General features: G+C 71.3%; 20 protein-coding genes. 3 read left to right on the forward strand and 17 right to left on the reverse strand.

The features are described 5' to 3' along the window. Positions 1-40: 40 nt before the first annotated feature. The 3 genes from AB0D34_RS20005 to AB0D34_RS20015 are packed head-to-tail and all read left to right on the forward strand — an operon-like array spanning position 41 to position 3,003. Positions 41-1,198 (forward strand): acyl-CoA dehydrogenase family protein, encoded by a 1,158-nt coding sequence (locus tag AB0D34_RS20005; RefSeq protein ID WP_362663142.1) that lies wholly within the window; start codon positions 41-43, stop codon positions 1,196-1,198. Positions 1,199-1,235: 37 nt separating this feature from the next. After that, complete coding sequence (locus AB0D34_RS20010) at positions 1,236-2,285, forward strand: LLM class F420-dependent oxidoreductase (RefSeq protein WP_362663144.1); 1,050 nt, start codon at positions 1,236-1,238, stop codon at positions 2,283-2,285. 7 nt (positions 2,286-2,292) lie between these two features. Further along, complete coding sequence (locus tag AB0D34_RS20015) at positions 2,293-3,003, forward strand: TetR/AcrR family transcriptional regulator (protein WP_362663146.1); 711 nt, start codon at positions 2,293-2,295, stop codon at positions 3,001-3,003. Positions 3,004-3,084: 81 nt separating this feature from the next. On the opposite strand, the gene AB0D34_RS20020 is transcribed toward AB0D34_RS20015, so the two are convergent. The 17 genes from AB0D34_RS20020 to AB0D34_RS20100 all read right to left on the reverse strand — a co-directional run bounded on the left by AB0D34_RS20020 (position 3,085) and on the right by AB0D34_RS20100 (position 21,750). Beyond that, complete coding sequence (locus AB0D34_RS20020) at positions 3,085-4,227, reverse strand: CaiB/BaiF CoA-transferase family protein (protein ID WP_362663148.1); 1,143 nt, start codon at positions 4,225-4,227, stop codon at positions 3,085-3,087. A gap of 11 nt (positions 4,228-4,238) precedes the next feature. Next, on the reverse strand, positions 4,239-5,474 hold the full coding sequence (locus AB0D34_RS20025) for an FAD-dependent oxidoreductase (protein WP_362663150.1): 1,236 nt from the start codon (positions 5,472-5,474) through the stop codon (positions 4,239-4,241). Continuing rightward, the gene (locus tag AB0D34_RS20030) at positions 5,474-5,665 is read right to left on the reverse strand and encodes a ferredoxin (RefSeq protein ID WP_359035494.1); all 192 of its coding nucleotides are present in this window, start codon (positions 5,663-5,665) and stop codon (positions 5,474-5,476) included. The genes AB0D34_RS20025 and AB0D34_RS20030 overlap by 1 nt, the downstream gene beginning before the upstream one ends. Further along, positions 5,665-6,996 (reverse strand): NAD(P)/FAD-dependent oxidoreductase, encoded by a 1,332-nt coding sequence (locus tag AB0D34_RS20035; protein WP_362663152.1) that lies wholly within the window; start codon positions 6,994-6,996, stop codon positions 5,665-5,667. Before AB0D34_RS20035 ends, AB0D34_RS20030 begins: the two co-directional genes overlap by 1 nt. A gap of 22 nt (positions 6,997-7,018) precedes the next feature. Then, positions 7,019-7,882 carry an SDR family NAD(P)-dependent oxidoreductase gene (locus tag AB0D34_RS20040; RefSeq protein ID WP_362663154.1) on the reverse strand — a complete coding sequence of 288 codons (864 nt, stop codon included), beginning with the start codon at positions 7,880-7,882 and terminating at the stop codon, positions 7,019-7,021. Between the two features lie 31 nt (positions 7,883-7,913). After that, on the reverse strand, positions 7,914-9,080 hold the full coding sequence (locus tag AB0D34_RS20045) for an acyl-CoA dehydrogenase (RefSeq protein ID WP_362663156.1): 1,167 nt from the start codon (positions 9,078-9,080) through the stop codon (positions 7,914-7,916). A gap of 2 nt (positions 9,081-9,082) precedes the next feature. Further along, positions 9,083-10,285 (reverse strand): enoyl-CoA hydratase-related protein, encoded by a 1,203-nt coding sequence (locus AB0D34_RS20050; protein WP_362663158.1) that lies wholly within the window; start codon positions 10,283-10,285, stop codon positions 9,083-9,085. A gap of 73 nt (positions 10,286-10,358) precedes the next feature. Next, complete coding sequence (locus AB0D34_RS20055) at positions 10,359-11,552, reverse strand: acetyl-CoA acetyltransferase (protein ID WP_362663160.1); 1,194 nt, start codon at positions 11,550-11,552, stop codon at positions 10,359-10,361. Further along, a complete protein-coding gene (locus tag AB0D34_RS20060; protein ID WP_362663161.1) occupies positions 11,549-13,003 on the reverse strand; it encodes an OB-fold domain-containing protein in 1,455 nt (484 codons plus the stop codon). Before AB0D34_RS20060 ends, AB0D34_RS20055 begins: the two co-directional genes overlap by 4 nt. A gap of 5 nt (positions 13,004-13,008) precedes the next feature. Beyond that, a complete protein-coding gene (locus tag AB0D34_RS20065) occupies positions 13,009-14,226 on the reverse strand; it encodes an acetyl-CoA C-acetyltransferase (RefSeq protein WP_362663163.1) in 1,218 nt (405 codons plus the stop codon). Next, positions 14,223-15,485, reverse strand: a complete 1,263-nt coding sequence (locus tag AB0D34_RS20070; RefSeq protein WP_362663165.1) for an acetyl-CoA hydrolase/transferase C-terminal domain-containing protein — start codon at positions 15,483-15,485, stop codon at positions 14,223-14,225. The genes AB0D34_RS20065 and AB0D34_RS20070 overlap by 4 nt, the downstream gene beginning before the upstream one ends. An 11-nt stretch (positions 15,486-15,496) precedes the next feature. Further along, positions 15,497-15,718 (reverse strand): hypothetical protein, encoded by a 222-nt coding sequence (locus AB0D34_RS20075; protein WP_362663167.1) that lies wholly within the window; start codon positions 15,716-15,718, stop codon positions 15,497-15,499. Positions 15,719-15,729: 11 nt separating this feature from the next. Continuing rightward, complete coding sequence (locus AB0D34_RS20080; RefSeq protein WP_362663169.1) at positions 15,730-16,257, reverse strand: aromatic-ring-hydroxylating dioxygenase subunit beta; 528 nt, start codon at positions 16,255-16,257, stop codon at positions 15,730-15,732. Further along, positions 16,254-17,561 carry an aromatic ring-hydroxylating dioxygenase subunit alpha gene (locus tag AB0D34_RS20085; protein WP_362663171.1) on the reverse strand — a complete coding sequence of 436 codons (1,308 nt, stop codon included), beginning with the start codon at positions 17,559-17,561 and terminating at the stop codon, positions 16,254-16,256. Before AB0D34_RS20085 ends, AB0D34_RS20080 begins: the two co-directional genes overlap by 4 nt. Further along, positions 17,558-19,261, reverse strand: coding sequence for an AMP-binding protein (locus AB0D34_RS20090; RefSeq protein ID WP_362663173.1), 1,704 nt, complete (start codon positions 19,259-19,261; stop codon positions 17,558-17,560). The genes AB0D34_RS20085 and AB0D34_RS20090 overlap by 4 nt, the downstream gene beginning before the upstream one ends. A gap of 75 nt (positions 19,262-19,336) precedes the next feature. Further along, positions 19,337-20,953 (reverse strand): AMP-binding protein, encoded by a 1,617-nt coding sequence (locus AB0D34_RS20095; RefSeq protein ID WP_362663175.1) that lies wholly within the window; start codon positions 20,951-20,953, stop codon positions 19,337-19,339. A 2-nt stretch (positions 20,954-20,955) separates the two neighbouring features. Beyond that, positions 20,956-21,750, reverse strand: coding sequence for an enoyl-CoA hydratase-related protein (locus AB0D34_RS20100; protein WP_362663177.1), 795 nt, complete (start codon positions 21,748-21,750; stop codon positions 20,956-20,958). Positions 21,751-21,756 lie beyond the last annotated feature (6 nt).

Raw genomic sequence — 21,756 nt, forward strand, 5'->3', positions numbered from 1 at the left:
TCGAGCGACGCGAGTCCGGTAGCCGAGTGAGGAGACCTCTATGCCCACCCTGTCCGAGGAGGAACAGGACGTCGTCGATGTCGTCAGGGAGTTCGTCGACCGGGATGTGCGGCCCGTGGTGCGGGAGCTGGAGCACGCCAACGAGTATCCCGAGAAACTGATCGAGCAGATGAAGTCGCTCGGGATCTACGGCCTGGCCGTCCCGGAGTCCTACGGCGGGGCGCCGGTGTCCACGTCCTGCTATGTCGGCGTGACCGAACAGCTGGCCCGCGGCTGGATGAGCCTGGCCGGGGCGATGGGCGGCCACACGGTCGTCGCCAAGCTCCTCCTCGCCTTCGGCACCGAGGAACAGAAGAACCGATACCTGCCGAAGATGGCGACGGGGGAAGTACGGGCCACGATGGCGCTCACCGAGCCGGGCGGCGGCTCCGATCTCCAGGCGATGGGCACCGTCGCCCGTCGGCGGCCGGACGGCGACTACGTCGTCTCCGGCGCCAAGACGTGGATCAGCAACGCCCGCCGATCCGGACTCATCGCGCTGCTGTGCAAGACGGACCCGGACGCCTCGCCCCGCCACAAGGGCATCAGCATCCTGCTCGTCGAGCACGGCCCCGGTCTCACCGTCTCCCGCGACCTGCCCAAGCTGGGCTACAAGGGCGTCGAGAGCTGCGAACTCTCCTTCGACGGCTACCGGGCGCCGGGTGACGCGCTCCTGGGCGGCGTCGAAGGACACGGGTTCGCACAGATGATGAAGGGCCTGGAGACGGGCCGTATCCAGGTCGCCGCGCGGGCACTCGGCGTCGGCCAGGCGGCCCTGGACGACGCCCTGCGTTACGCCCAAGAGCGCGAGAGCTTCGGCAAGCAGATCTGGCGGCACCAGGCGGTCGGCCACCGTCTCGCCGACATGGCCACGAAGCTCGTCGCGGCACGGCAGCTGGTGCTGTACGCCGCGGAACGCCACGACTCCGGGGACCGGTGCGACATGGAGGCGGGCATGGCCAAGCTGTTCGCCTCCGAGACCGCTATGGAGATCGCGCTCGACGCGGTCCGGATCCACGGGGGGTACGGCTACTCCACCGAGTACGACGTCGAGCGCTACTTCCGAGACGCCCCCCTGATGATCGTCGGCGAGGGCACCAACGAGATCCAGCGCAACGTCATCGCCGCCCAGCTGGTCGACAGGGGCGGTCTGACGTGAACCGGCCACCGCAGTCCACGACCGACCGGAGGACCACGTGAAACTCTCGATGCTGCTGTCCCGATACACCGGCGACCCGGTGGCCACCGCCGGCCTGGTGCGCGACCTGGAGTCCGCGGGCCTGGACCTCGTTTGGGTCCCCGAGGCCTACGGTTTCGACGCCATGACGCTCGTCGGCTATCTCGCCGCGACGACCGAACGGATCCGGATCGGCACCGGCATCGTCAACGTCTTCAGTCGCACCCCCGCCCTCCTGGCCATGAGCGCCGCCGCCGCGGACAGCCTCTCCCGAGGCCGTTTCGCCCTCGGTCTCGGCGCTTCCGGGCCACAGGTCGTCGAAGGCTTCCACGGAGTGCCGTTCGACCGGCCGATGCGGCGGATCACCGAGACGATCGAGATCTGCCGGAAGACGTGGCGGCGCCAGGAACCCCTCACCCATGACGGCAGGGTCTACCAACTGCCCCTGCCCGCCGACCGCGGGACCGGGCTCGGCAAGCCGCTGCGGCTGATCAACCATCCGTACCGCGCCGACATCCCCGTCTACTGGGCCTCCCTGATGGAGCGTTCGGTGACCGCGACGGCCGAAGTGGCGGACGGCTGGCTTCCGTTGTTCTTCATGCCGGACAAGGCGGCGGAGGTCTTCGGGCCCGCGCTCGCCGCGGGGACCGCACGCCGCTCCCCCGAACTGCCGCCGCTCGACATCGTCGCCGGCGGCCCGGTCGCCGTCGGGGAGAACCTCCCGGTCGACGACCTGCTCGACCTGGAACGGCCGACGGCCGCCCGGTACATCGGCGGTATGGGATCCCGCGACAAGAACTTCTACAACGACCTGGCCCGCCGCTACGGCTTCGAGGCCGAGGCCGAGCTCATCCAGGACCTCTATCTGGACGGCAAGAAGAAGGAGGCCGAGGCCGCCGTCCCCCGGGAATGGCTGGCCCGGACCACGCTGATCGGTCCGCCGGGTCTGGTGGCGGAACGGATCCACGCGTACCGGGAGGCCGGCGTGACGACCCTGAACCTGGACCCGGTGGGGCCGGACCCGGCCGGCACGGTGGAGGCCGTCCGGCGACTGGTCGACGACCTATAGTTGACCCGTGCCTAGAAAATCCGCGGGTAAGCCGCCGGCCGATCCGTCCGACTCCAAGTCGGCGCGCACACGCGAACGCATCCTGGACGCGGCGGCCCACGTCCTCAGCCGCAAGGGTTACGCCGGAACACGGCTGAGCGACGTGGCGGAACAGGCGGAGATCCAGGCTCCCGCCATCTACTACTACTTCTCCTCCCGGGAAGTACTAATCGAAGAGGTCATGTGGGTCGGCGTGGCCCGCCTGCGGGAGCATGTGGCGGAGGCGCTCGAAGCGCTCCCGCCGGACACCACCCCCATGGACCGCATCGACACTGCCGTGGAGGAACACCTGCGCTATCAGCTGGCCATCTCCGACTTCGCCACCGCCGCGATCCGCAACGCGGGCCAGGTCCCCGAGGACATCCGGACCCGGCAGCTCGCCGAGGAGCGCAAGTACGGAGACATCTGGCGCACGCTCCTTCACGACGCCCAGAAGGCGGGTGAACTCCGCGCCGACCTCGAACCCCGGGCCGCCCGCATGCTGGTCCTGGGCGCCCTGAACTGGGCGAACGAGTGGTGGAATCCCCGCCAGGGCTCGCTGGACGTCGTGGTACGCACCGCGAAATCCCTGGTGCGGCACGGCCTGGAAGTGCCCAACACGCAGGGACAGGGCGGCACGCGGCCGTCAGGGGGTTCCCGGGGCCGGCGGACGGCCACGTCGGCGGGCCGAACGGCCTGAGAGGCGCATGCAGGGGCCTCAGGGACTTCCCCGCCCCAAAACGTAATCTAATGTAAATTAGAGAATTACCGTGCCGAATGGTCAGGCCTGCACGGCGGCGCCCGACGACAGCAAGCCCTCGGCGTCCTCGACCTCCCACGACTCGAGGACGTCGGCGGTGTGCCGGCCCGGCACCGGCGGGGGCGGGCCGAGAGCGGTGGGCGTCGCCGAGAAGCGGGGTGCGGGCGCCGGCTGGAGGACGCCGTCGCGTTCCACGAGTGTGCCGCGGGCCCTGATGTGCGGGTGGTCCGCCGCCTCGCGCAGGCTCAGTACCGGCGCCACGCACGCGTCCGACGTGGAGAACGCCTTGGCCCATTCGTCCTGGGTACGGCTCGCGAACGCCGCCGCGAGGCGCTCGCGCAGCCGCGGCCAACCGCTGCGGTCGTGCTGGGCTGCGGGGTCCTCGTCGAGTCCGAGAACGGCGAGCAGTTCCGCGTAGAACTTCGGTTCCAGGGCGCCGACCGCCATGTGACGGCCGTCGGAGGTCTCGTACACCGCGTAGAACGGCGCTCCGCCGTCCAGGAGGTTCACGCCGCGCTCGTCCTGCCACGTTCCGGTCGCCAGCATCATGTGGGTGCCGGCGAGCAGATGGGCCGTGCCGTCCACGATGGCGGCGTCCACGACCTGCCCCCGGCCGGTGCGCTCGGCCTCACGCAGGGCGGCCAGGACTCCGATGACGAGGTACGTCCCGCCGCCACCGAAGTCGCCGACGAGATTGAGCGGGATCTGCGGCGGGCCGCCGGCGCTGCCGACGGCGTGCAGGGCGCCCGTCAGGGCGATGTATCCGATGTCGTGCCCGGCCAGTCGGGCCAGCGGCCCGTCCTGGCCCCAGCCGGTCATACGGCCGTAGACCAGGCGCGGGTTCCTGGCGAGGCAGTCGTCGGGGCCGAGACCGAGCCGCTCGGCGACTCCCGGACGGTAACCCTCGATGAGGACGTCGGCCCGGGCCGCCATGTCCAGTACGGCCCGCACGGCGTCCGGTCGCTTCAGGTCGAGCAGGACCGACTTCTTCCCCCGGTTGAGGACGTCCACGTGCTCGAAGCCCGGGAACAGCCCGCTGCCGCCTGGGCGGTCGACCCGGACCACCTCGGCGCCCAGGTCCGCCAGGGTCATGCCCGCGAACGGGCCCGGGCCGATGCCCGCGAGTTCCAGCACCCTGCATCCCGCGAGCGGGCCGTCTGCCATCTTCTTCCCTCTCATACGTCGGCGGTCTGCCGGGAGTTGCTCCGCGACCGGGCGAACGCGAGCCCTTCCTCCCACGAGGCGCCCCGGGCGACGAGTCGCCGGTATTTCATGATCTCGGTGGGCCTGTTGACGGCCAGGGCCCCCACCAGCCGGTCCCCCGCGCGGTACAGGGCGACGCCCTGGTGGTCGCGCTCGATGTCGCCGTCGGTCACGACGATCTCCTCCGCGTCGGGGACGCCGACGAACTGGATACGGGTGTCGTACTGGTCGGACCAGAAGTACGGCACTGTCGCGTAGCCTTTCGCCGCCCCGGGGTTCAGGGCGTTGCGGGCGGCGAGGGCCCCCTGTTCGGCCGCGCTGGTCCAGTGCTCCAGGCGCATGGGCCGGTCGAAGACAGGGTTGTGCCAGCGGGCGACATCGCCCGCCGCATACACGCTTTCGGCTCCGGTGAAGAGCGTCTCGTCGCAGACCACGCCGTTGTCCAGGGTCAGGCCGGAACCCACCAGCCAGTCGGTGGCGGGTACCGCGCCGGCGCCGACGACGACCAGGTCGGCGTCGAGCATGCTCCCGTCGGAGAGCCGGACCCTTTCGACCCGGCCGTCCCCCTCCAGCGCGGTGACGCTCAGCCCGCACCGCAGATCGGTGCCGTGGCGCCGGTGCAGGGAGGCGAGAGCGCCTCCCATGGCCTGGCCGACAGCACGTACCAGCGGCGTCGCCTGTGCCTCGACCACGACGACGTCCAGCCCGCGTTTCCTGGCGGCGGCCGCGGTCTCGGCGCCGATGAAACCGGCGCCGATCACCACGGTCCGCGCCCCGGCGTCGAGGGCACGTCGGACGGCGGTCGCGTCGTCCAGGGTGCGCAGCGTGTGAACGCCTGCCAGGCCCTCGGTGCCGGGCAGCCGGCGGGCGATCGCGCCGGTGGCGATGACCAGGGCGTCGTAGCCGATGGGCCGCTCGCCGACGACGACCGTGCGGGCCGCGGTGTCCAGGCACGTGGCGGGGGCGCCGAGCAGGAGTTCCGCGCCGAGGTCGGTGCGGAGCACCTCCTCGGTGCGGAAGGTCGGCGGTGGCACGTCCGCACCGTTCGCGTCGAGGAACTGCTTGGAGAGCGGGGGCCGGTCGTACGGGAGGTGCGGCTCGGCCCCGACGAGGGTGATGCGCCCCTCGAAGCCGCCTTTGCGTGCGGCCTCGACAGCCCGGAGCCCGGCCAGGGACGCGCCGACGACGACCAGTCGGCGGGTCCCCATCAGGGCTCCAGCCGGAGTGCCTCGGTCGGGCAGCCCGCGATGGCTTCCTCGACGTCGGAAAGGGTCCCCGGAGGGACGGTCTGCGTCTTCAGCACGAGTTCGCCCTCGTCGTTCACTTCGAACACGTCGGGTGCCAGGGACTCGCAGATGCCCAGACCCGTGCACTTGGAACGGTCAACGATGATCTTCATCAGTGCTCCCTCGGGGCTCCGGTCGGCTCGGCCGCGACGCCGACCGGGTGGTGTCGCAGGATCTGTTCGACGACGAGCTTCGCGGTCTCCGCGCAGGCCGTGGTGCCGCCGTTGGCGTACTCCTTGACCGCGTCGCCGACGTTCCAGAGATTGGGGACGGGAGTGGTGTTCGGGAGGTCGAAGCCCGCCACGGCACGTTGCGGGGGCCAGCCGTCGCGGGTGACGACGGTGGACAGGATCCGGGCGCGATCGAAACCTGGGATCTGGTCGCGGAGATCGGCCATGAGCAGCTCGGTCTCGGCCGCCTCGTCGAAGTCACCGACAGCCGGCTGCGGGACGGCCGTACCCACGTAGAGGTGCCAGCCCTCCGGCGCCATCTCCGGGCAGGTCGCGGTGAAGTTGGCGACATAGCACATGCGGCGGGTCCTGGCGAAACTGAGGAGACCCGGGGCCTCGACCAGGCGCTCCCGGCTGGCGAAGTTGACCGAGATCATCGCGCAGGGCCGGTCGCCGCGCCGTACCGAGGTCAGGTACTCCTCGGAGAAGTGCTCCTCGCCGGCGAGTGCCACGGTGGCGGACGGCCCGACGTCGCTGACCGCGAACCGGCAGGCGACCTCGGTGTCCTGGCCGTCGCGGGCGACGAGGGCGCCGGTGACCCGGCCGGCGTCCACCGTCAGCCTGCGCACCTCGCTGTCCAGCCAGACCTCACCGCCGCCGGCGGTGACCACGTCGGCGAGCGCGCGCCAGATCCCGATGGTGCCGTCGGGGCAGAACCCGAACTTCTTGAAGGCGCTCTTGCGGGTGAAGTAGGTGAGGAAGACGCGGGCGGGCAGTTCCTCGGAACTCACCGCGAAGACCGATCCGCACATGTTGCGGAAGACACCGTGCACGGATTCGTTCTTGGTGTACCGGCGGATCCAGTCGGCGGTGGACAGTTCGGCGTCGGGCAGGCCGCTGTCCTCGCGCGCGGCACCGAGGCCGCCGAGGAGCTTGGCGCCCTGGCGGGTGAGCTTGGACAGCAGCATGCCCCAGCCGCCGCCGGTCACGTCGATGTCCTTGCCGCCGATGCGGTACAGGATGGGCGGGTTGGCCCGGCGGACGTCGAACTTGGCGCCGACCTCCTGGAAGGTCTGCTCGGTGATGCCGCCCACCTCGATGACGATGGCCCCGTTGTTGACCTTGAAGCCGTCGATGTCGTGGGTGGAGGCGCGCCCGCCCACACGGTCGAGGCGTTCCACCACGAGGGTGCGGTAACCGTGGTGGGTCAGGCGGGCGGCGGTGAACAGGCCGCCCGCGCCGGCGCCGATGACGAGGGCGTCGAAGGATTTCACGAAGGCTGTCTCCTTTGCGGGCTCAGGCCAGCGGATTGGTGCCGACGGCGGAGCCGTCCATGTCGGTGATGTCGGACCAGCGGTCGGCGACGTCCTGCAGGCTCGGGGTGCCGGCGAAGGTCACCCCCTTGGAGGCGAAGTACGCGACCCGCTGGACGCGGTCGCCTCCGGCGATCAGCACCGTGCCGGTGTCGGTGCATTCGTCGGTCAGCAGATGGGCGACGACGGGTGCCACGAACTCGGCCGGCAGCCGCTCCAGGAGCTCGGCGGGGGCGGCGTCCTCACTCATCCGGGTCCTGGCCAGCGGTGCGACCGCGTTGGCGAGGATGTTGTACTTGCGCCCCTCGACCGCGAGCGTGTTGACCAGGCCGACCAGGCCGAGCTTGGCGGCGCCGTAGTTGGCCTGTCCGAAGTTGCCGTACAGCCCGGAGGTGGAGGTGGCCATGACCACCCGGCCGTGTCCCTGCTCGCGGAAGTGCGGCCAGGCGGCGCGGGTGACGTGGTACCCGCCGAAGAGGTGTACGCGCTGCACGGCCTCCCACTGGTCCACCGTCATCTTCGCGAAGGAGGCGTCCCGCAGGATGCCCGCGTTGTTGACCACGCCGTGCACGGCCCCGTACTCCCGCAGGGCGGTGCCGATCACGCCGGTTGCGCCCTCCTCGGTGGCCACGCTGTCGTAGCTGGCGACCGCCTGGCCGCCCGCGGCCCGGATCTCGGCGACGACTGCGTCGGCCATCGCGTTGCCCGATCCGGTGCCGTCCCGCGCGCCACCGAGGTCGTTGACGACGACTCGGGCGCCGTGCCGGGCCAACAGCAGCGCGTACTCGCGCCCCAGCCCGCCGCCCGCGCCGGTCACCACGACGACCCGGTCCTGTACTCCTGCCATGTGGGTACTCCTCGTTGCTCGGATGGGGGGATCAGTACGAGTTCGGCAGGCCGAGGCTGTGCTGGGCCACGAAGTTGAGCACCATCTCCCGGCTGACCGGGGCGGTGCGCAGCATGCGGGCGACGAACCACAGGTCGGCCAGGCCGTACTCGCGGGACAGGCCGTTGCCGCCATGGGTCTGGATCGCTTGGTCGAGGGCCTTGAGAGAGGCTTCGGCGGCGGTGAATTTCGCGATGTTGGCCGCTGCCGCGGCGTCCTGTCCGGCGTCGAACAGCTCCGCGCTGCGGGCGGTGGCGAGCCGGGCGAGCTCGACCCCGATGTGCGCTTCGGCGAGGGGGTGGGAGATGCCCTGGTGAGCTCCGATCGGAGCGGACCACACCGTGCGTTCGCGGGCGTAGTCGCGGGCCTTGCCCACCGCGTAGCGGCCGATGCCGTTGCTGAGCGCCGAGGCGGTGATGCGCTCGGGGTTGAGGCCGGCGAAGACCTGCCGCAGGCCCTTGCCGCGCTCCCCGATGAGGGCGTCGCCGGCCACCCGGACGTCGTCGAAGAACAGGGTGAACTGTTTGTCCGGGCAGACCAGTTCGGTCTCGATGGGCTGGAACTGCAGGCCGGGCGAGTCGAGGGGAACCACGAACAGGGACAGCGGGCTGCGTCCGGACGCCGAGGGGGCGAGATCGCCGTCCCGGGTGACGACGAGCACAGCGTCCGCCTCGTTCAGGGCGGAAATGAAGTACTTGGAGCCCGAGATACGCCACCCCTCGCCGTCGGAGCGCGCGGTGGTGGTGATGGCATGGCTGTTGGATCCGGCGTCCGGCTCGGTGATGGCGAACGCCATCCTCCGGCGGCCTGTGGCGATGTCCGGCAGCCAGGCCCGTTTCATCTCCGGCGAGGCGTGGGCAGCGAGGATCGAGCCGCAGATGGCGGGTGAGATGACGCTGCTGAGGAGCGGCATGCCATGGGCCGACAACTCCTCGAGGACCACGACGAGTTCGGCGAGACCCGCGCCCCCGCCCCCGTACTCCTCGGGAAGGTGGACGCCCAGTAGCCCGGCCTCCCCCAGTTCGCTCCACAGCTCCTCCACGCCCGCGCCCGTCCGGGCACGTTCGCTGTAGTACGCGTGCCCGTAGCGGGCGGCGATCTTGGCGGTGCTCTCCCGGATCAGCCGATGTTCGTCGCTGTCCGTGATCAGTGCTGTCATCGCTACCGTCCCTGGAACGTGGGCTTGCGCTTGTCGATGAAGGCGGCGACGGCCGCCGAGACGTCCGATGTCCGGGCGGTGCGGGCGACCGCGTCCCCCTCGGCCGCCAACTGCTCGGCCAGCGTGGCCGACCAGGTTTCGCGCAGCAGCCGGCGGATCTCGCCATGGGCGCGGGTGGGACCGCCGGCCAGTCGCCGGGCGACCGCGAGGGCCTCTTCGGCCAGTTCACCGGCCGGCAGCACGCGTGTCGCCAGGCCCCATTCGACGGCTTCATGAGCGTCGAGCACCCGTTGTTCGAAGTAGAACTCGGCTGCCCGGCGGGGTCCCACGAGCCTCGGCAGGAACCAGGAGTTGCCACCGTCACCGGACAGCCCGAGCGCCGTGAACCCGGAGGCGAACTTGGTGCCCTCGGCGGCCAGCACGATGTCGGCGCAGTACAGCAGCCCCAGCCCGCCGCCCGCGACCGCGCCGTGCGCGGCGCACACGATCGGCGCGTCGAGCGTGCTGAGCAGACGAAGCGCCTCGTGGTACGGCGAGATCATCCTGCGCAACGTGCCCGGCAGCCCGGCGTCGGCGTTGTCCGCGAAGTAGGTGATGTCGCCGCCCACGGTGAAGGCGGGACCGTCGCCCGTGATCAGTACCGCCCGCACGTCCGGATCGGCGGCCAGTTGCTGGGCGACCTCGTACAGGTCGTCGGCCATGGCCTGGTCGAGGGCGTTGCGGGCGTGCGGGCGGTCGAGCCGGAGCTCGGCGAGTCCGTCGGTGACGCGGAAATCCACGGTCGACAGGGCCCGGCCGGCCCCCAGGGCCTCGGACCAGCGTGCGCTGTCCGTCAGTTGGACGAGGCCGGTGATCCGCTCACCCTCGAAGCTCAGGAGGTGGGAGAACTCCGCGTCGAGCTTGCCGCCGCCTTGTCGCGCCTCGCCCACGTACCGGCCGGTGACCAGGAGGTCGCCGTCTTCGAGGTGGCGGAAACCGGCGGGTTCCGCCCGGGCGTCGTAGCTCCTGGCGATCCGGCCCCAGAACCCGCGGCGCATGGCGTCGCTTCCGGTGTACGTCCCGCCCAGTCCCAGCGGGAGTCCTTCGGTGGTCCGGCCCTCGAACCCGGGATGCAGGATCCGGTCGAGCCGCTCGCGGTCTCCGTGGGCCAATGCCCGGTAGAGCTCGGCCGCCACCGCCTCTTTCCCATCGTGTCGCACGCTCACAGCCTCCAGTTTCGAATCTAATATAAATAAAATTCCGACTCCGGGTCAACGCCCCTTCGCCGGGCGGGACCGGTCACCCCGGGTCGGGACCCACGACCGAGACGAACGAGACACATCCGCCCGGCCGCCCGCCCAGGTTGTGGGTGAGGCCGAGACGCGGATCCGTCAGCTGGCGCTCGCCCGCTTCACCGCGGAACTGCAGCCAGCACTCGTACAGCATCCGCAGGCCGCTGGCCCCGACGGGATGACCGAAGGACTTCAGCCCGCCGTCGGGGTTCACGGGCAGCCGGCCGTCCAGTTCGAAGGCCCCGTCCAGGACGTCCTTCCACGCCTGGCCGCGCTCGGCGAACCCCAGGTCCTCCATCAGCACCACCTCGGTCGGGGTGAAGCAGTCGTGCACCTCGGCGAGCGATATCTGCGTGCCCGGGTCGGTGACGCCCGCCTGCCGGTAGGCGTCGGCGGCGGCGTGGACCACCTCCGGGAAGGTGGTGTAGTCGTAGCCGGGGTCCATCGCTCCCCTGACGGCCCCCGCGACCAGGGACAGACCCTTCACGTACATAGGCCGGTCCGTGTAGCGCAGGGCGTCCTCGGCCCGGACGATCAGGGCGCAGGCGGCGCCGTCGGAGACCCCGGAGCAGTCGAAGACCCCGAGCCGTCCGGCCACCAGCGGCGCCCGCTCGATCGTCTCCTTGGCGACCACGGAGCGGAACTGGGCCTTGGGGTTGCGGGCGCCGTTGGCGTGGTTCTTCCACGCGACGTGCGTCATCGCCTCCCGCATCGCGGCCGGATCCACCCCGTACCGTGCGCAGTACGCCGGATCGAGCAGGGAGAAGGCGGCCGGCGCGGTCAGTGACAGCTCGGGCGCCGTGCCGTCGCCCGGCGGGTCGGAACGCAGCAGCCCGGAGAAGCCGGAGTCCTTCAGCTTCTCCACACCGACGGCCATCACCCGGTCGTACGCCCCGGAGGCGACCGCGTAGCAGGCGTTGCGGAAGGCCTCCGATCCGGTGGCGCAGTAGTTCTCGACCCGGGTGACGGGCTTGTGGTCCAGGGCCAGCGGGCGGCTGAGCGTGAGGCCGGACTGTCCGGAGCCGAGGGTGCCCAGCCAGTAGGCGTCCACGTCCTCGGCCGCCAGGGCCGGTGTCCCCGCGAAGCACTCCTGGGTCGCGTCGATGAGGAGGTCGTCCGCCGAACGCTCCCAGTGCTCGCCGAAGGAGGTGCACCCCATGCCGACCACCGCGACCCTGTCGCGGATCCCGTTGCTGCTCATACCGTGCCCTCCCGCTCACTCGTGTCCGCCGCAGCGGAGGCCGTCGTACCGGCCGTCGTACCGGCCGTCGTACGGGCCTTCCAGAAGTAGTTGTGCACGCCGCCCGCGGTGTGCAGCCGCCGGAAGACCGGCTCGACCCGTACACCCACGTCGAGTTCGTCGGCCACCGTGTCGGCGATCTCCAGCGTGCAGCGCCCGCCGCCGTCGAAGTCGACCACCGCGTCGATCAGCGGGGGCGAGGGCGTGTGGGCGAGCCGGTCGACGGTGTACGTCGCCACCGTGCCGGTCGTCCCGGCCAGCGGCAGGGCCGCCATCGCGTCCACCGCGCCGCAGTCCTTGCACACCCGGGCGGGCGGCAGGTGGACGAAGCCGCAGCTCTCGCAGCGGCTGCCGGTGAACCCGAACTTCCACCCCTCCCCGCGTGCCGACGGCGGTCCTGCCGGCCGATCCGGTTCGGGCCTGCGCGGCGGCTCCCGCTCCAGCCATCCGCGCCAGGTCAGATACGTCGGGTACGGGACGGGCCGGCCCTCGGCGAGTTGCCGGGCGAGGGGATCGTGCTGCCTGGCCGAAGGGAGGCGGTCGGTGGTCCGCAGCAGGAGGGCGTCGCAGCCGTCGGCGGCGGAGAGCAGCAGGATGGTCTCGTCGGCGCCGGCGCGGTCGAGGACGTCGGCCAGGGCGAGCCCGGCGTCGGCCGCTCCGGAATGCCCGAGGGGTGAGCCGCTCGCCGACAGGCGTGCGGGGAAGACCTTGGGGGCGCGCTTGCGGACGGCCGCGTTCGGCGAGACGAGCAGCACGTGGTCGGGCTGTCCGGTGCCGGCGGCTTTCAGAGCACGCTGTCCGGTGTCCTCTATCAGCGGCAGGTAGCGTCCCAGGCCGAACCGTTCCTCCCACTGCTCGCCGGACGGGCTCCCCGGGGTGCGCCAGCGGTCGAGGAACTCGGCGGTGGCCGAGGTGTGGGCGAGGATCTCGGCGACCGCCGCGTCCGCCGCGCCGAAGAGGAAGGCCGCCGCGCCGTCTCCCCCGTCCCGCTCGTCGGCCGAGCCGGGGCGCCCGGTGCGGACGTCGGACAGTACGGCGAGACCGCCGTCGAGCCCGGCGGCGCGCAGCGCGGCGATCCCGGAGCGCGCGGAGCCAGCCAGGTCCGCCGCGAAGGTGTCGCCCGGCAGGCCGAGTGCGGCGTGCAGGGCGCAGGCGTTGGTCTTGTCGAGGTAGGCGGGAGAGGTGGTCGCGAAGTACAGCGACGCCGGTGCGGGCGGGGCGGGCCGCAGACGGCGGGCGGCCTCGACGCCCATGGTGGTGCTGTCCTCGTCGAAGGAGGCGGCGACACGTGCACCGCGGCCCGCCCGGACGCCGAGGGCGGTGCCCAGTTCGTCGCGCATGACGCGGTGCCGGGGAAGGTAGGTGGCGTAGGAGACGATGCCGTAGGGGCTGCGGGGCATGGTGGTCGTCATGGTGGTCACGCCGCCTCGAAGATCGCGGCCATGCCCTGGCCGCCGCCGATGCACATGGTCTCGAGGGCGTACCGGCCGCCGCGGCGCCGCAGTTCGTGCAGCATGGTGGCGAGGACGCGTACCCCTGTGGCGGCGATGGGGTGGCCGAGCGAGATGCCGGAGCCGTTGACGTTGAGCCGGTCGTCGTCCTCGTCGTACTTGAATCCCCACTCCTTCACGACGGCGAGCACCTGGCAGGCGAACGCCTCGTTCAGCTCGACGAGGTCGAGGTCGTCGAAGCCCAGCCCGGTCCGGGCGAACAGTTTGGCGACCGCCGGCACCGGGCCGATGCCCATGACCGAGGGCTCGCAGCCGGCAGCCGCCCAGCCGCGCAGGAAACCCATGGGTTCCAGGCCGAGTTCGCCGAGCTTGTCCTCGGCGACCACGAGACAGGCCGCGGCGGCGTCGTTCTGCTGGCTGGAGTTGCCCGCGGTGACGGTTCCGCCGGGCGTCAACGGACGCAGTCCGGCGAGGATCTCTTCGGTGGTGCCGGGGCGAATGCCCTCGTCCCGGTGGCACGACAGGGGGTCCCCGGGCCGTCGGCGAGGGAGGTCGACCGGCACGATCTCGTCGGCGAAGCGTCCGGCGTCCTGGGCTTCGGCGGCCCGACGGTGACTGCGAGCCGCGTACGCGTCGGCCTCCTCGCGGGTGATGGCGTAGCGCTCGGCGAGGTTCTCGGCCGTCTCGATCATTCCGCTGATCGGGCCGAACCGCTCCTGCGGCTGCGAGCGTTCCCGGCCCCGGTCGAGGCGGTCGTAGAGCTGTACGGTGCCGGAGCGGCTGCCCCAGCGGACGTCCGGGGAGTAGTGCTCGATGTTGCTCATGCTCTCCACGCCGCCCGCCAGGACCACGTCGGCGGCTCCGGTCTGGACCGTCATCGCGGCGGTGACCACGGCCTGGAGTCCGCCGCCGCAGCGCCGGTCGAGCTGGAAGCCGGGCACCTCGACCGGCAGACCGGCCCGGAGGGCGGCCCAGCGGCCGATGCACGGGGCCTCGGAGTTGGCGTACGACTGGGCGAAGACGACATCGTCGATACGGTGCGGGTCGACACCGGAGCGCTCGACCACGGCCTTGATGACGGTGGCGGCCAGGTCGTGCGCGGGTACGGGGCGCAGGGTGCCGCCGAAGGTGCCGACGGGGGTGCGCAGCGGTGTGACGATCGCGGCGCGGCGCAGGGCTGTCATGCCGGGGCTCCTTGCTCTTCGAGCGCGGCTTCCAGCGCCGCTCGGTGGTCGGGGTGGGCGATGGCGAGCATGCGTTCACGGCGTACGCTCAGCGGCTGTCCGCGCAGGTCGGCGACGCCGTACTCGGTGACGAAGAGTCCCGCGTCGCTGCGGGAGGTGCTGACCGGGCCGGACAGCCGGGCCACGATGCGGCTGGCGGTACCGGCGGTGGAGGGCAGGGCGACGACGGGCAGACCGCCCGGTGACTGGGCGGCTCCGCGCAGGAAGTCGCCGGCACCGCCGACCGCACCGACGTAACTCCCCCTGACCAGCTCGGAGTTGACCTGACCGCTGAGGTCCACCTCGATGGCCGAGTTGATGGCGACCAGCCGGTGCTGGGCGGCCAGCGTCCGCGGGTCGTGGGTGTAGGCGGTGTCGCGCAGCTGGATCGCGGGGTTGCGGTGGGCGTAGCGGAACAGCCGCCGGGTACCCATCAGCAGGCCGCCGACCGAGCGGCCACGGTCGAGTGTCTTGCGGGCGCCCGTCACCACTCCCGTCTCGATCAGGTCCATGGCCGCGTCGTTGATCAGGCCGGAGTGGATGCCCAGGTCACGGCGGTCCGTCAGCAGCCCGAGCACGGCCTCCGGAAGCCCGCCGACGCCGAACTGGAGCGTGGCCCCGTCCTCCACCAGGCCGGCCACGCGGGCCGCCACCTGTGCGGTGACGCCGTCGGATACGGCGGGCCGGACCTCGGCGGGCGGGCGGGACGTGTGGATCACGACGTCGAGGTCGGCGGCGCCCAGCGTGCGGGAGCCACAGGTCTGCGGGACCTGGTCGTTGACCTCCGCGATCACCACCCGCGCGGTGTGCAGGGCCGCGCTCAGGTAGTCGTCGGCCAGCCCCAGGCTGTGGCGGCCGTGCTCGTCCGCCGGAGGGAGCTGGAGAAGCACCACGTCGGCGCGGACGGAGCCCGTGGTGAGCAGACCGGGGAGGCTGGAATAGGGGACGGGGAGCACGTCCAGCTTCCCCGCCCGGTGCAGGGCCCGGTTGCCGCCGCTGCCGGTGTAGGAGACGAAGGAGACCATGTCCGCGTGGTCCGGCCGCACGGTGTCGGTGGCCGGGATCCCGAGGAAGCATCTGAAGGGCCCGATCCCGGCGCGCTGACGCATCAGCCGCTCGGTCAGGGTCAGCGGCTCGGCGCACGCCTGGCCCCAGGCAACGGTGTCGCCCGCCCGGACGTAGCGGGACAGGTCGAGTTCGTCGGGTGCGATGACATCCATGTGCCGGCCCGTCAGCTGCCGGCGTCTTCGCGCCAGCGGTCCGACGAGGGGTCGAGCAGCCTGGACAGGTGTCCGTCGGGGAGCCACACCAGGGCTTCCAGTTCGAGCGCGTCCAGGTGTCTGACCCGCCCGGTGCGCCGGTCCTCCAGCCGGAGCCGGGGACCGTTGGCGGTGGTGTCCACGCTCACCGCGACCTCGGCGAACTCGCTGCCCACGATCTCGTTCCCGTTCATCGGTGCCGCCCTCAGATCAGGAAGGACAGGGTGGGCAGCGCACGGTCGTGGTCGACCAGGACGACCTTCTTGTACGCCAGCCGCAGCCGTCCGTCGACGAGACGCAGCCGGTACGTGGTGCGCCCGGCCCAGATCTCCTTGCCGCGCTCGCGGGACTCGACCAGCACGAAGTTGGCGCCGACGGTCAGGTCTCCGGGCTCCCGGCCCGGACCGGCGGCGTCCTCGTCGTCGTCGAGGATCTCCACGTTGGAGACGATCCGGCGCAGGTGGGAGGGGGGTGACTGGGCGTACCGCTTGCCGGTCCTGAGCTGCCCCAGCCGGGTGGCGATACGACTGCGGTTGTCGCTGATCACCGACATCTGCTGTACGGGGTCACCGTCCGGGGCGCCCGCGGGCACCCAGTAAAGGGCGTCGTCGGTCCACAGCGCCTCCCACGCGTCGTACTCGTGCTCGTCCGCGTAACGGGCCTCGCGGTACAGGAACTGCTCCACCTGGCGCAGGTCGAGTGCGGTGTCGTCGGTGGTGGCCGGTGCGGTCACTTCTTAGCCTCCATCAGGTTCCGGTAGTGCGACCAGAAGCCCCGCATGCCCGTCTCGTCGGTCGCGGTGCCGATACGGAATCCGTTGTCGTCGGTGCGTTCCCGCTCCACTCCGCGCCGGATGTCGACCCATTCCGGCTCGCGCAGGGCGACGCCGCGCTGGTTGCGCTCGTACATCTCGGTGTCGTCGGCGAGCAGCATCCCGGCCGGCCCGGCCGAGCCGACGCATTGCGACACCATGCGCCGGTTGAGTTCGGGGGCGCCCCTGAGCTGGATGGCGGTGGCGTGCTGGACGCACTCGCCGGCCGCCAGCGGCTGGATGACGAAGAGCTGGATCTCGGCGATGAAGAGGTTGGGGAAGATCATCACGTGCGGGGAGCCCTCGACGAGGATCTCCTCGGCGGCGGGGCCGTGGAGTTCCCTCATGCGCGCCACGTACTGGGGCACCCGGTCCTCGGTGGTGCCGAACCAGCGCATCGGCTCGCCGAAACGGCGGAACTCCGGGCGCAGGTCGTTCTCGCTGTGGCCGCCGCCCAGGTCGCGGGTCACGGCCGTGGAGTTGTCGCTGTACAGGGCGCCGATCGGGCTGCCGGTGACGCTGAAGATGGAGCCGTGCACGAACTGCGGGTGGTAGCCGTCCGTCTCGTTCTCCGCGAGGAGCTTCCAGTTGGCGCGCGTGCGGTGCTTGAGCCAGCCGGCGGTGAGTTCGACCTCGCCCTCCGGGGAGAGCCGTGCGAGACGGTCCAGTTCTCCGGCGGCGGCGCCGAGGTGTTCGGTGAGCGTCGGACCGTCGGATGCGAAGCTGCCGAAGACGAAGCCCTGGTAAGAGGCGACCCTGGGGAGCCGGCCGAGGCCGAGGGCGAGCTTGCCCTTGCCGCCGTAGCCCTTGTTGTAGGGATAGCCCAGCAGGTCGCCGTTGTTGCGGTACGTCCAGCCGTGGTAGGGGCAGCGGAAGGAGTTGGAGTTGCCGCTCGGCGCGTCGCACACCAAGTTGCCGCGGTGGGCGCAGCGGTTGAGCAGCAGGTGCACCTCGCCGTCGCGGTCCCGGGTCATGACGACGTCCTGCGGCCCGATGTTCTTGCGTACGTAGTCGCCCGGTCGACGTACCTCGCTCTCGTGCCCGACGTAGACCCAGGTGCGGTACCAGATGCGCTCCAGTTCTTCGGCGAAGATCTCCGGATCGGTGTAGAGCGATCCGTGCACCCTGGTCGGCTGGATCAGCCGTGCGTACTTGTCCGTCTGCTGGTGTGCCGTCTCCGGCTTGTCCGTCTGCTCGTGTGCCGTCTCCGGCAGCGTGGCCGTCATGCTTCGCCATCCTCGATTCGCTTCTGGGCGTACTGCGCCAGCCGGAACTTCTGCACCTTGCCGGTGGGGGTGGTGGGCAGTTCGGCGGCGTCCAGGAACAGCACGTGCTTGGGGACCTTGAACCGTGCGAGCCGCTGCTTGCACAGCGCGACGACATCCGCGGCGGAGAGGTCCGCGCCGGGAGCACGGACCACACAGGCGCAGCCGGCGTCGCCCCATCGTTCGTCGGGCACGCCCACCAGGTAGACCTGGCTGATCGCGGGGTGGGCGGTGAGCAGGTCCTCAATCTCCTTGGGCATGACCAGTTCGCCGCCGCTCTTGTACAACTCCTTTGTGCGGCCGGTGACTTCGAGGTATCCGTCGTCCCGCACCCGGCCCAGGTCGCCGGAGTGCACCCAGCCGTCCCGCAGGGCCTTCGCGGTCTCCTCGGGTTTCTTCCAGAAGCCCCGCATGTGCGTCGGGCCTCGGGAGACCAGTTCGCCCTCGGCTCCGGGAGGAAGATCCTCTCCGGTGAGCGGGTCGATCACCTTGTACGTGGCGAGCGTGCCGTCGGACAGTCCGGCCGGGCCGGCCATCTTGGGTCTGCCGACGGTGCCGGCGTGCCGCGCCAGCGGATCTTCGGGAAGGGTGAACGTCATCGCTCCGCCGCACTCGGTCATGCCGTATCCCGTGGTGATCTCCTCCACGCCGAGTTCCGCACGCACCCGTTTCCAGAGCCAGACCGGGGCCGGGGCCGCGCCGGACAGCAGCGCGGTGAGCGAGGAGAGGTCGTGGTCCTCGCGTGCGGGGTGTTCCAGCAGGGCCACGGTCATCGTGGGCACGCAGAGGATGTCGGTGGCGCGGTGCCGCTGGATCCCGGCGAGGTATGCGACCGGGTCGAAGGCGGTCTGCGGGACGATCGCGCCGCCGACCGTCATCGCGGCGAGCATCCCCTCGACGTAGCCGAACATGTGGTAGCAGGGCAGCGAGAACAGGATCCTTCGGCCGTCCTGGAACGCCCTGGTCAAGGCCGAGGCGTAGGCGGTCCGCAGCACGGAGTCATGGGTGACGAGGACACCCTTGGGCGAGCCGGTGGTGCCGGAGGTGTAGAGCAGGTCCCCGATCTCGTCCGGCCGGGCCGCTCCTGCGGGGCACTCCCCTCGGTGGCGGTCGCCGAAGTCCGCGAGCGAGGCCACGGTCGGCACGCCGTCGCGCGGCTCGGTGCCCTCGGTGGGCAGCAGGACGACCTGCCGCAGGTGAGGCAGCGCGGTCGCCGCGCCGGTGTCCCAGCCGGGTGCGACGGCGTCAAGCATGCTCTGGTAGTCGAGGTCACCGAACGCGGTCATGGAGATCAGGACGGAGCACTCGGACTGGGCCAGGACGTAGGCCAGTTCCTCCTGGCGGTAGAGGTAGTTGAACGGGATCGCCACGGCACCGGTACGGGCGACGGCGAACTTCAGCGGGGCGAACTCCAGGAAGTTCGCCATCAGCAGCCCCACCCGGTCGCCGGGGCGCACACCGAGCGCGGCAAGACCGTCCGCGAGGCGGGCGGCCCACTCGGCCGTCTCGGCATAGCCGATGGTCCGCTCGTCCGTGATGACGAAGGGGCGGTCTCCGTACCGCGCGGCGCAGTGGTCGAGCCAGTCGTCGAGGGTGCGTGGGGTCCAGCGCGGGAACCGGGCACTCAGGTGCTCGCGGCGCCGCTCGATTTCCGAGGTCACGAAACACCTCCTTTTTCTAATTGACGTTAGATTAAATGACGAGGGCGGAGATAGGCAACCACCGGTTCACGGGGCTCACCCCAGTCGGCGCAGGATCCCCGCGGCGGCGGCCTCACGGAGCTTGAACTTGCGCACCTTGCCGGCCGGAGTGACCGGCATCTCGTCGGCGACGTACCAGTACTGCGGGACCTTGTACTTGGCCAGGCGGCCGCGGCAGTGCTCGACCAGGGCATCGTGCAGGCCGTCGTACACCTGTCCTCGAAGACGTACGACCGCTGCCACGGCCTCGCCCCACCTCTCGTCCGGCAGGGCCACCACGGCGGCCTCCAGCACGGCCTCGTGCCCCAGCAGGCAGGTCTCTATCTCGGCCGGCGCGATGTTCTCGCCACCGCGGATGATCAGGTCCTTCAGCCGTCCGGTGATGGTGATCACCCCGCGCGCGTCCATGGCGCCGAGATCACCGGTGTGCACCCAGCCCTCAACGTCGACCGTGCGCGCGGTCGCCTCCGGATCGTGCAGGTACCCGATCATCTGCTGGTAGCCGCGGGCGCAGATCTCACCCGGCGTACCGAGCGGCTGCACCTGGCCGGTCACCGGGTGGACGATCTTGCACTCCACCTGTGGCAGCGGCCGCCCCACGGTGTCCCTGACGTCCCTGTCGTCGTCCGTGACCCGGGTGGCGGTCAGGGTGGGGCCCAGTTCCGTCTGGCCGTACAGGTTGTGCACGCGGGCGCCGAACCGTTCCCGAGTCGCCTCGATCAGGGGTGCGGGCACATTGGCGCCGCCCACGAGGACCTTGCGCAGGGCGGGGGCCGGACCACCCGTCTCCCGAGCGGTCTCGTTCAGGGCGGACAGCATGGCGGGCACGCAGAACAGGAGGGAGGCCCGTTCCTCGCGCATCGACTCCAGTACCGGGCCGGGCCGGAACTGCTCGACCAGTACGAGGCAGCCTCCCAGCCACAGGGTGCCGAGGGTGGCGACCACGCACCCGGCCGTGTGGAACATCGGCAGCGGGCTGACGTGCACCGCGCCCGGCTCGGCCTGAACCGTCTCCAGGTTCAGTCGCGCGACGTTGACCAGAGACCGATGGCTCAGCAGCACGCCCTTGGGCAGGCCAGTGGTGCCCGAGGTGTACTGGAGCATCACCGGTGCACCGGGGTCCTGGACAGGCGCGTCCGGCAGATCCCGCGGCTCGGCGTTCCACCGGTCGTGTTCGGCGAGCGAGACCACCTGCCGCAGCCCGGCGCACCGGGGCCGGACGGCCGCGGCGACGGCCGCGAGGTCGTAGTCGCGGCTCACGTCCGCATGCAGCAGCGCGACGGCTCCGGAGTGGTTGAGGGCATGGACGAGTTCCTCGGGCCGCAGTACGGGGTTGAGGGCGACCAGGGTCACTCCCGCCAGCGCCGCGCCGTACTGGACGATCGGCCACTCGACGACGTTCGGCGCCCACAGGGCGACGAACTCCCCCGGCTCGGCCAGCCTCAGCAGGGCAGCGGCCACCCGCCGGGCCTCGGTGTACAGCTGCCCGTAGGTCAGCCGCCGTTCCGCACCACCGCCGTGCGCGACACCTGCCAGGGCCGTGGCGTCGGCGTGGGTCACGGCCCGTTCCGCCAGCAGGGAACCGACGGTGTGGTCGACCAGGGGCACACTCTCGTCCCTCGGCCACAGTGAGGACACCAGTGGTTCTGTCATGTTCAGCATCCCTTGAACTCGGGGCGGCGCCGTTCGCGGAAAGCGGCGACGCCTTCGGCGAAGTCCGCCGAGTCGAAGAGCCGGACCTGGTGCTCGACCTCGTGGTCGAGTGCCGCGCGCGGATCGCCCCCGGCGCCGACGCCGAGCATCGCCCGCAGAGCGGAGAGCGCGAGGGGCGGGCCCTCGGCGATGCGTTCGGCGTCGGCGAGCGCCCGGTCCAACGCGGCCCCGGGCTCGGTCAGTACGTCGGCGAGGCCGAGGGTGAGCGCTTCCGGGCCCTGGACCGGGCGGGGCAGCAGGAGCAGCTGCCGGGCGGCGGCCGGACCGGTCCTGGCCGGCAGGGACACGGTGATCCCCATGTCACCGGCGAGGCCGACGCCGGTGAACGCCGTGCTGAACGACGCGTCGGTCGCGGCGACCACCCGGTCGCAGGCCAGCGCGAGCGCCGCCCCCGCGCCGTACGCGAAACCCTCGACGGCCGCCACCACCGGTGTGGGCCCTTCCCAGATGGCCCGGATCACCCGCTGGGCCGCCTCGGCCCTGGGACGGGTCTCCTCGGGACTCTGCCGACGCATCGTGGAGATGTCCCCGCCCGAACAGAAGGTGCCGCCACTGCCGGTCAGCACGATCGCCCGTACGGTGTCGTCGGCCATCGCGGACTCCAGCATCTCCGCGAGCACCACCCGCAGCGCGAGGTCGATCGCATTGCGCTTCTCGGGCCTGTTCAGGGTCAGTACCCGGACGGCGCCGTGGTCCTCGGCCAGCACGATGTCCTCGCCGCTGCGTTGCTCAGTCATGGCGTC

The organism is Streptomyces sp. NPDC048420 (assembly GCF_040651535.1).
Classification (GTDB): Bacteria; Actinomycetota; Actinomycetes; order Streptomycetales; family Streptomycetaceae; genus Streptomyces.

Coding starts and splice junctions, on each gene's coding strand:
- AB0D34_RS20005 (WP_362663142.1), top strand. CDS start 41: ATGCCCACCCTGTCCGAGGAGGAACAGGACGTCGTCGATGTCGTCAGG.
- AB0D34_RS20020 (WP_362663148.1), bottom strand. CDS start 4,227: ATGGCAGACGGCCCGCTCGCGGGATGCAGGGTGCTGGAACTCGCGGGC.
- AB0D34_RS20025 (WP_362663150.1), bottom strand. CDS start 5,474: ATGGGGACCCGCCGACTGGTCGTCGTCGGCGCGTCCCTGGCCGGGCTC.
- AB0D34_RS20030 (WP_359035494.1), bottom strand. CDS start 5,665: ATGAAGATCATCGTTGACCGTTCCAAGTGCACGGGTCTGGGCATCTGC.
- AB0D34_RS20040 (WP_362663154.1), bottom strand. CDS start 7,882: ATGGCAGGAGTACAGGACCGGGTCGTCGTGGTGACCGGCGCGGGCGGC.
- AB0D34_RS20045 (WP_362663156.1), bottom strand. CDS start 9,080: ATGACAGCACTGATCACGGACAGCGACGAACATCGGCTGATCCGGGAG.
- AB0D34_RS20055 (WP_362663160.1), bottom strand. CDS start 11,552: ATGAGCAGCAACGGGATCCGCGACAGGGTCGCGGTGGTCGGCATGGGG.
- AB0D34_RS20060 (WP_362663161.1), bottom strand. CDS start 13,003: ATGACGACCACCATGCCCCGCAGCCCCTACGGCATCGTCTCCTACGCC.
- AB0D34_RS20065 (WP_362663163.1), bottom strand. CDS start 14,226: ATGACAGCCCTGCGCCGCGCCGCGATCGTCACACCGCTGCGCACCCCC.
- AB0D34_RS20070 (WP_362663165.1), bottom strand. CDS start 15,485: ATGGATGTCATCGCACCCGACGAACTCGACCTGTCCCGCTACGTCCGG.
- AB0D34_RS20075 (WP_362663167.1), bottom strand. CDS start 15,718: ATGAACGGGAACGAGATCGTGGGCAGCGAGTTCGCCGAGGTCGCGGTG.
- AB0D34_RS20085 (WP_362663171.1), bottom strand. CDS start 17,561: ATGACGGCCACGCTGCCGGAGACGGCACACGAGCAGACGGACAAGCCG.
- AB0D34_RS20095 (WP_362663175.1), bottom strand. CDS start 20,953: ATGACAGAACCACTGGTGTCCTCACTGTGGCCGAGGGACGAGAGTGTG.
- AB0D34_RS20100 (WP_362663177.1), bottom strand. CDS start 21,750: ATGACTGAGCAACGCAGCGGCGAGGACATCGTGCTGGCCGAGGACCAC.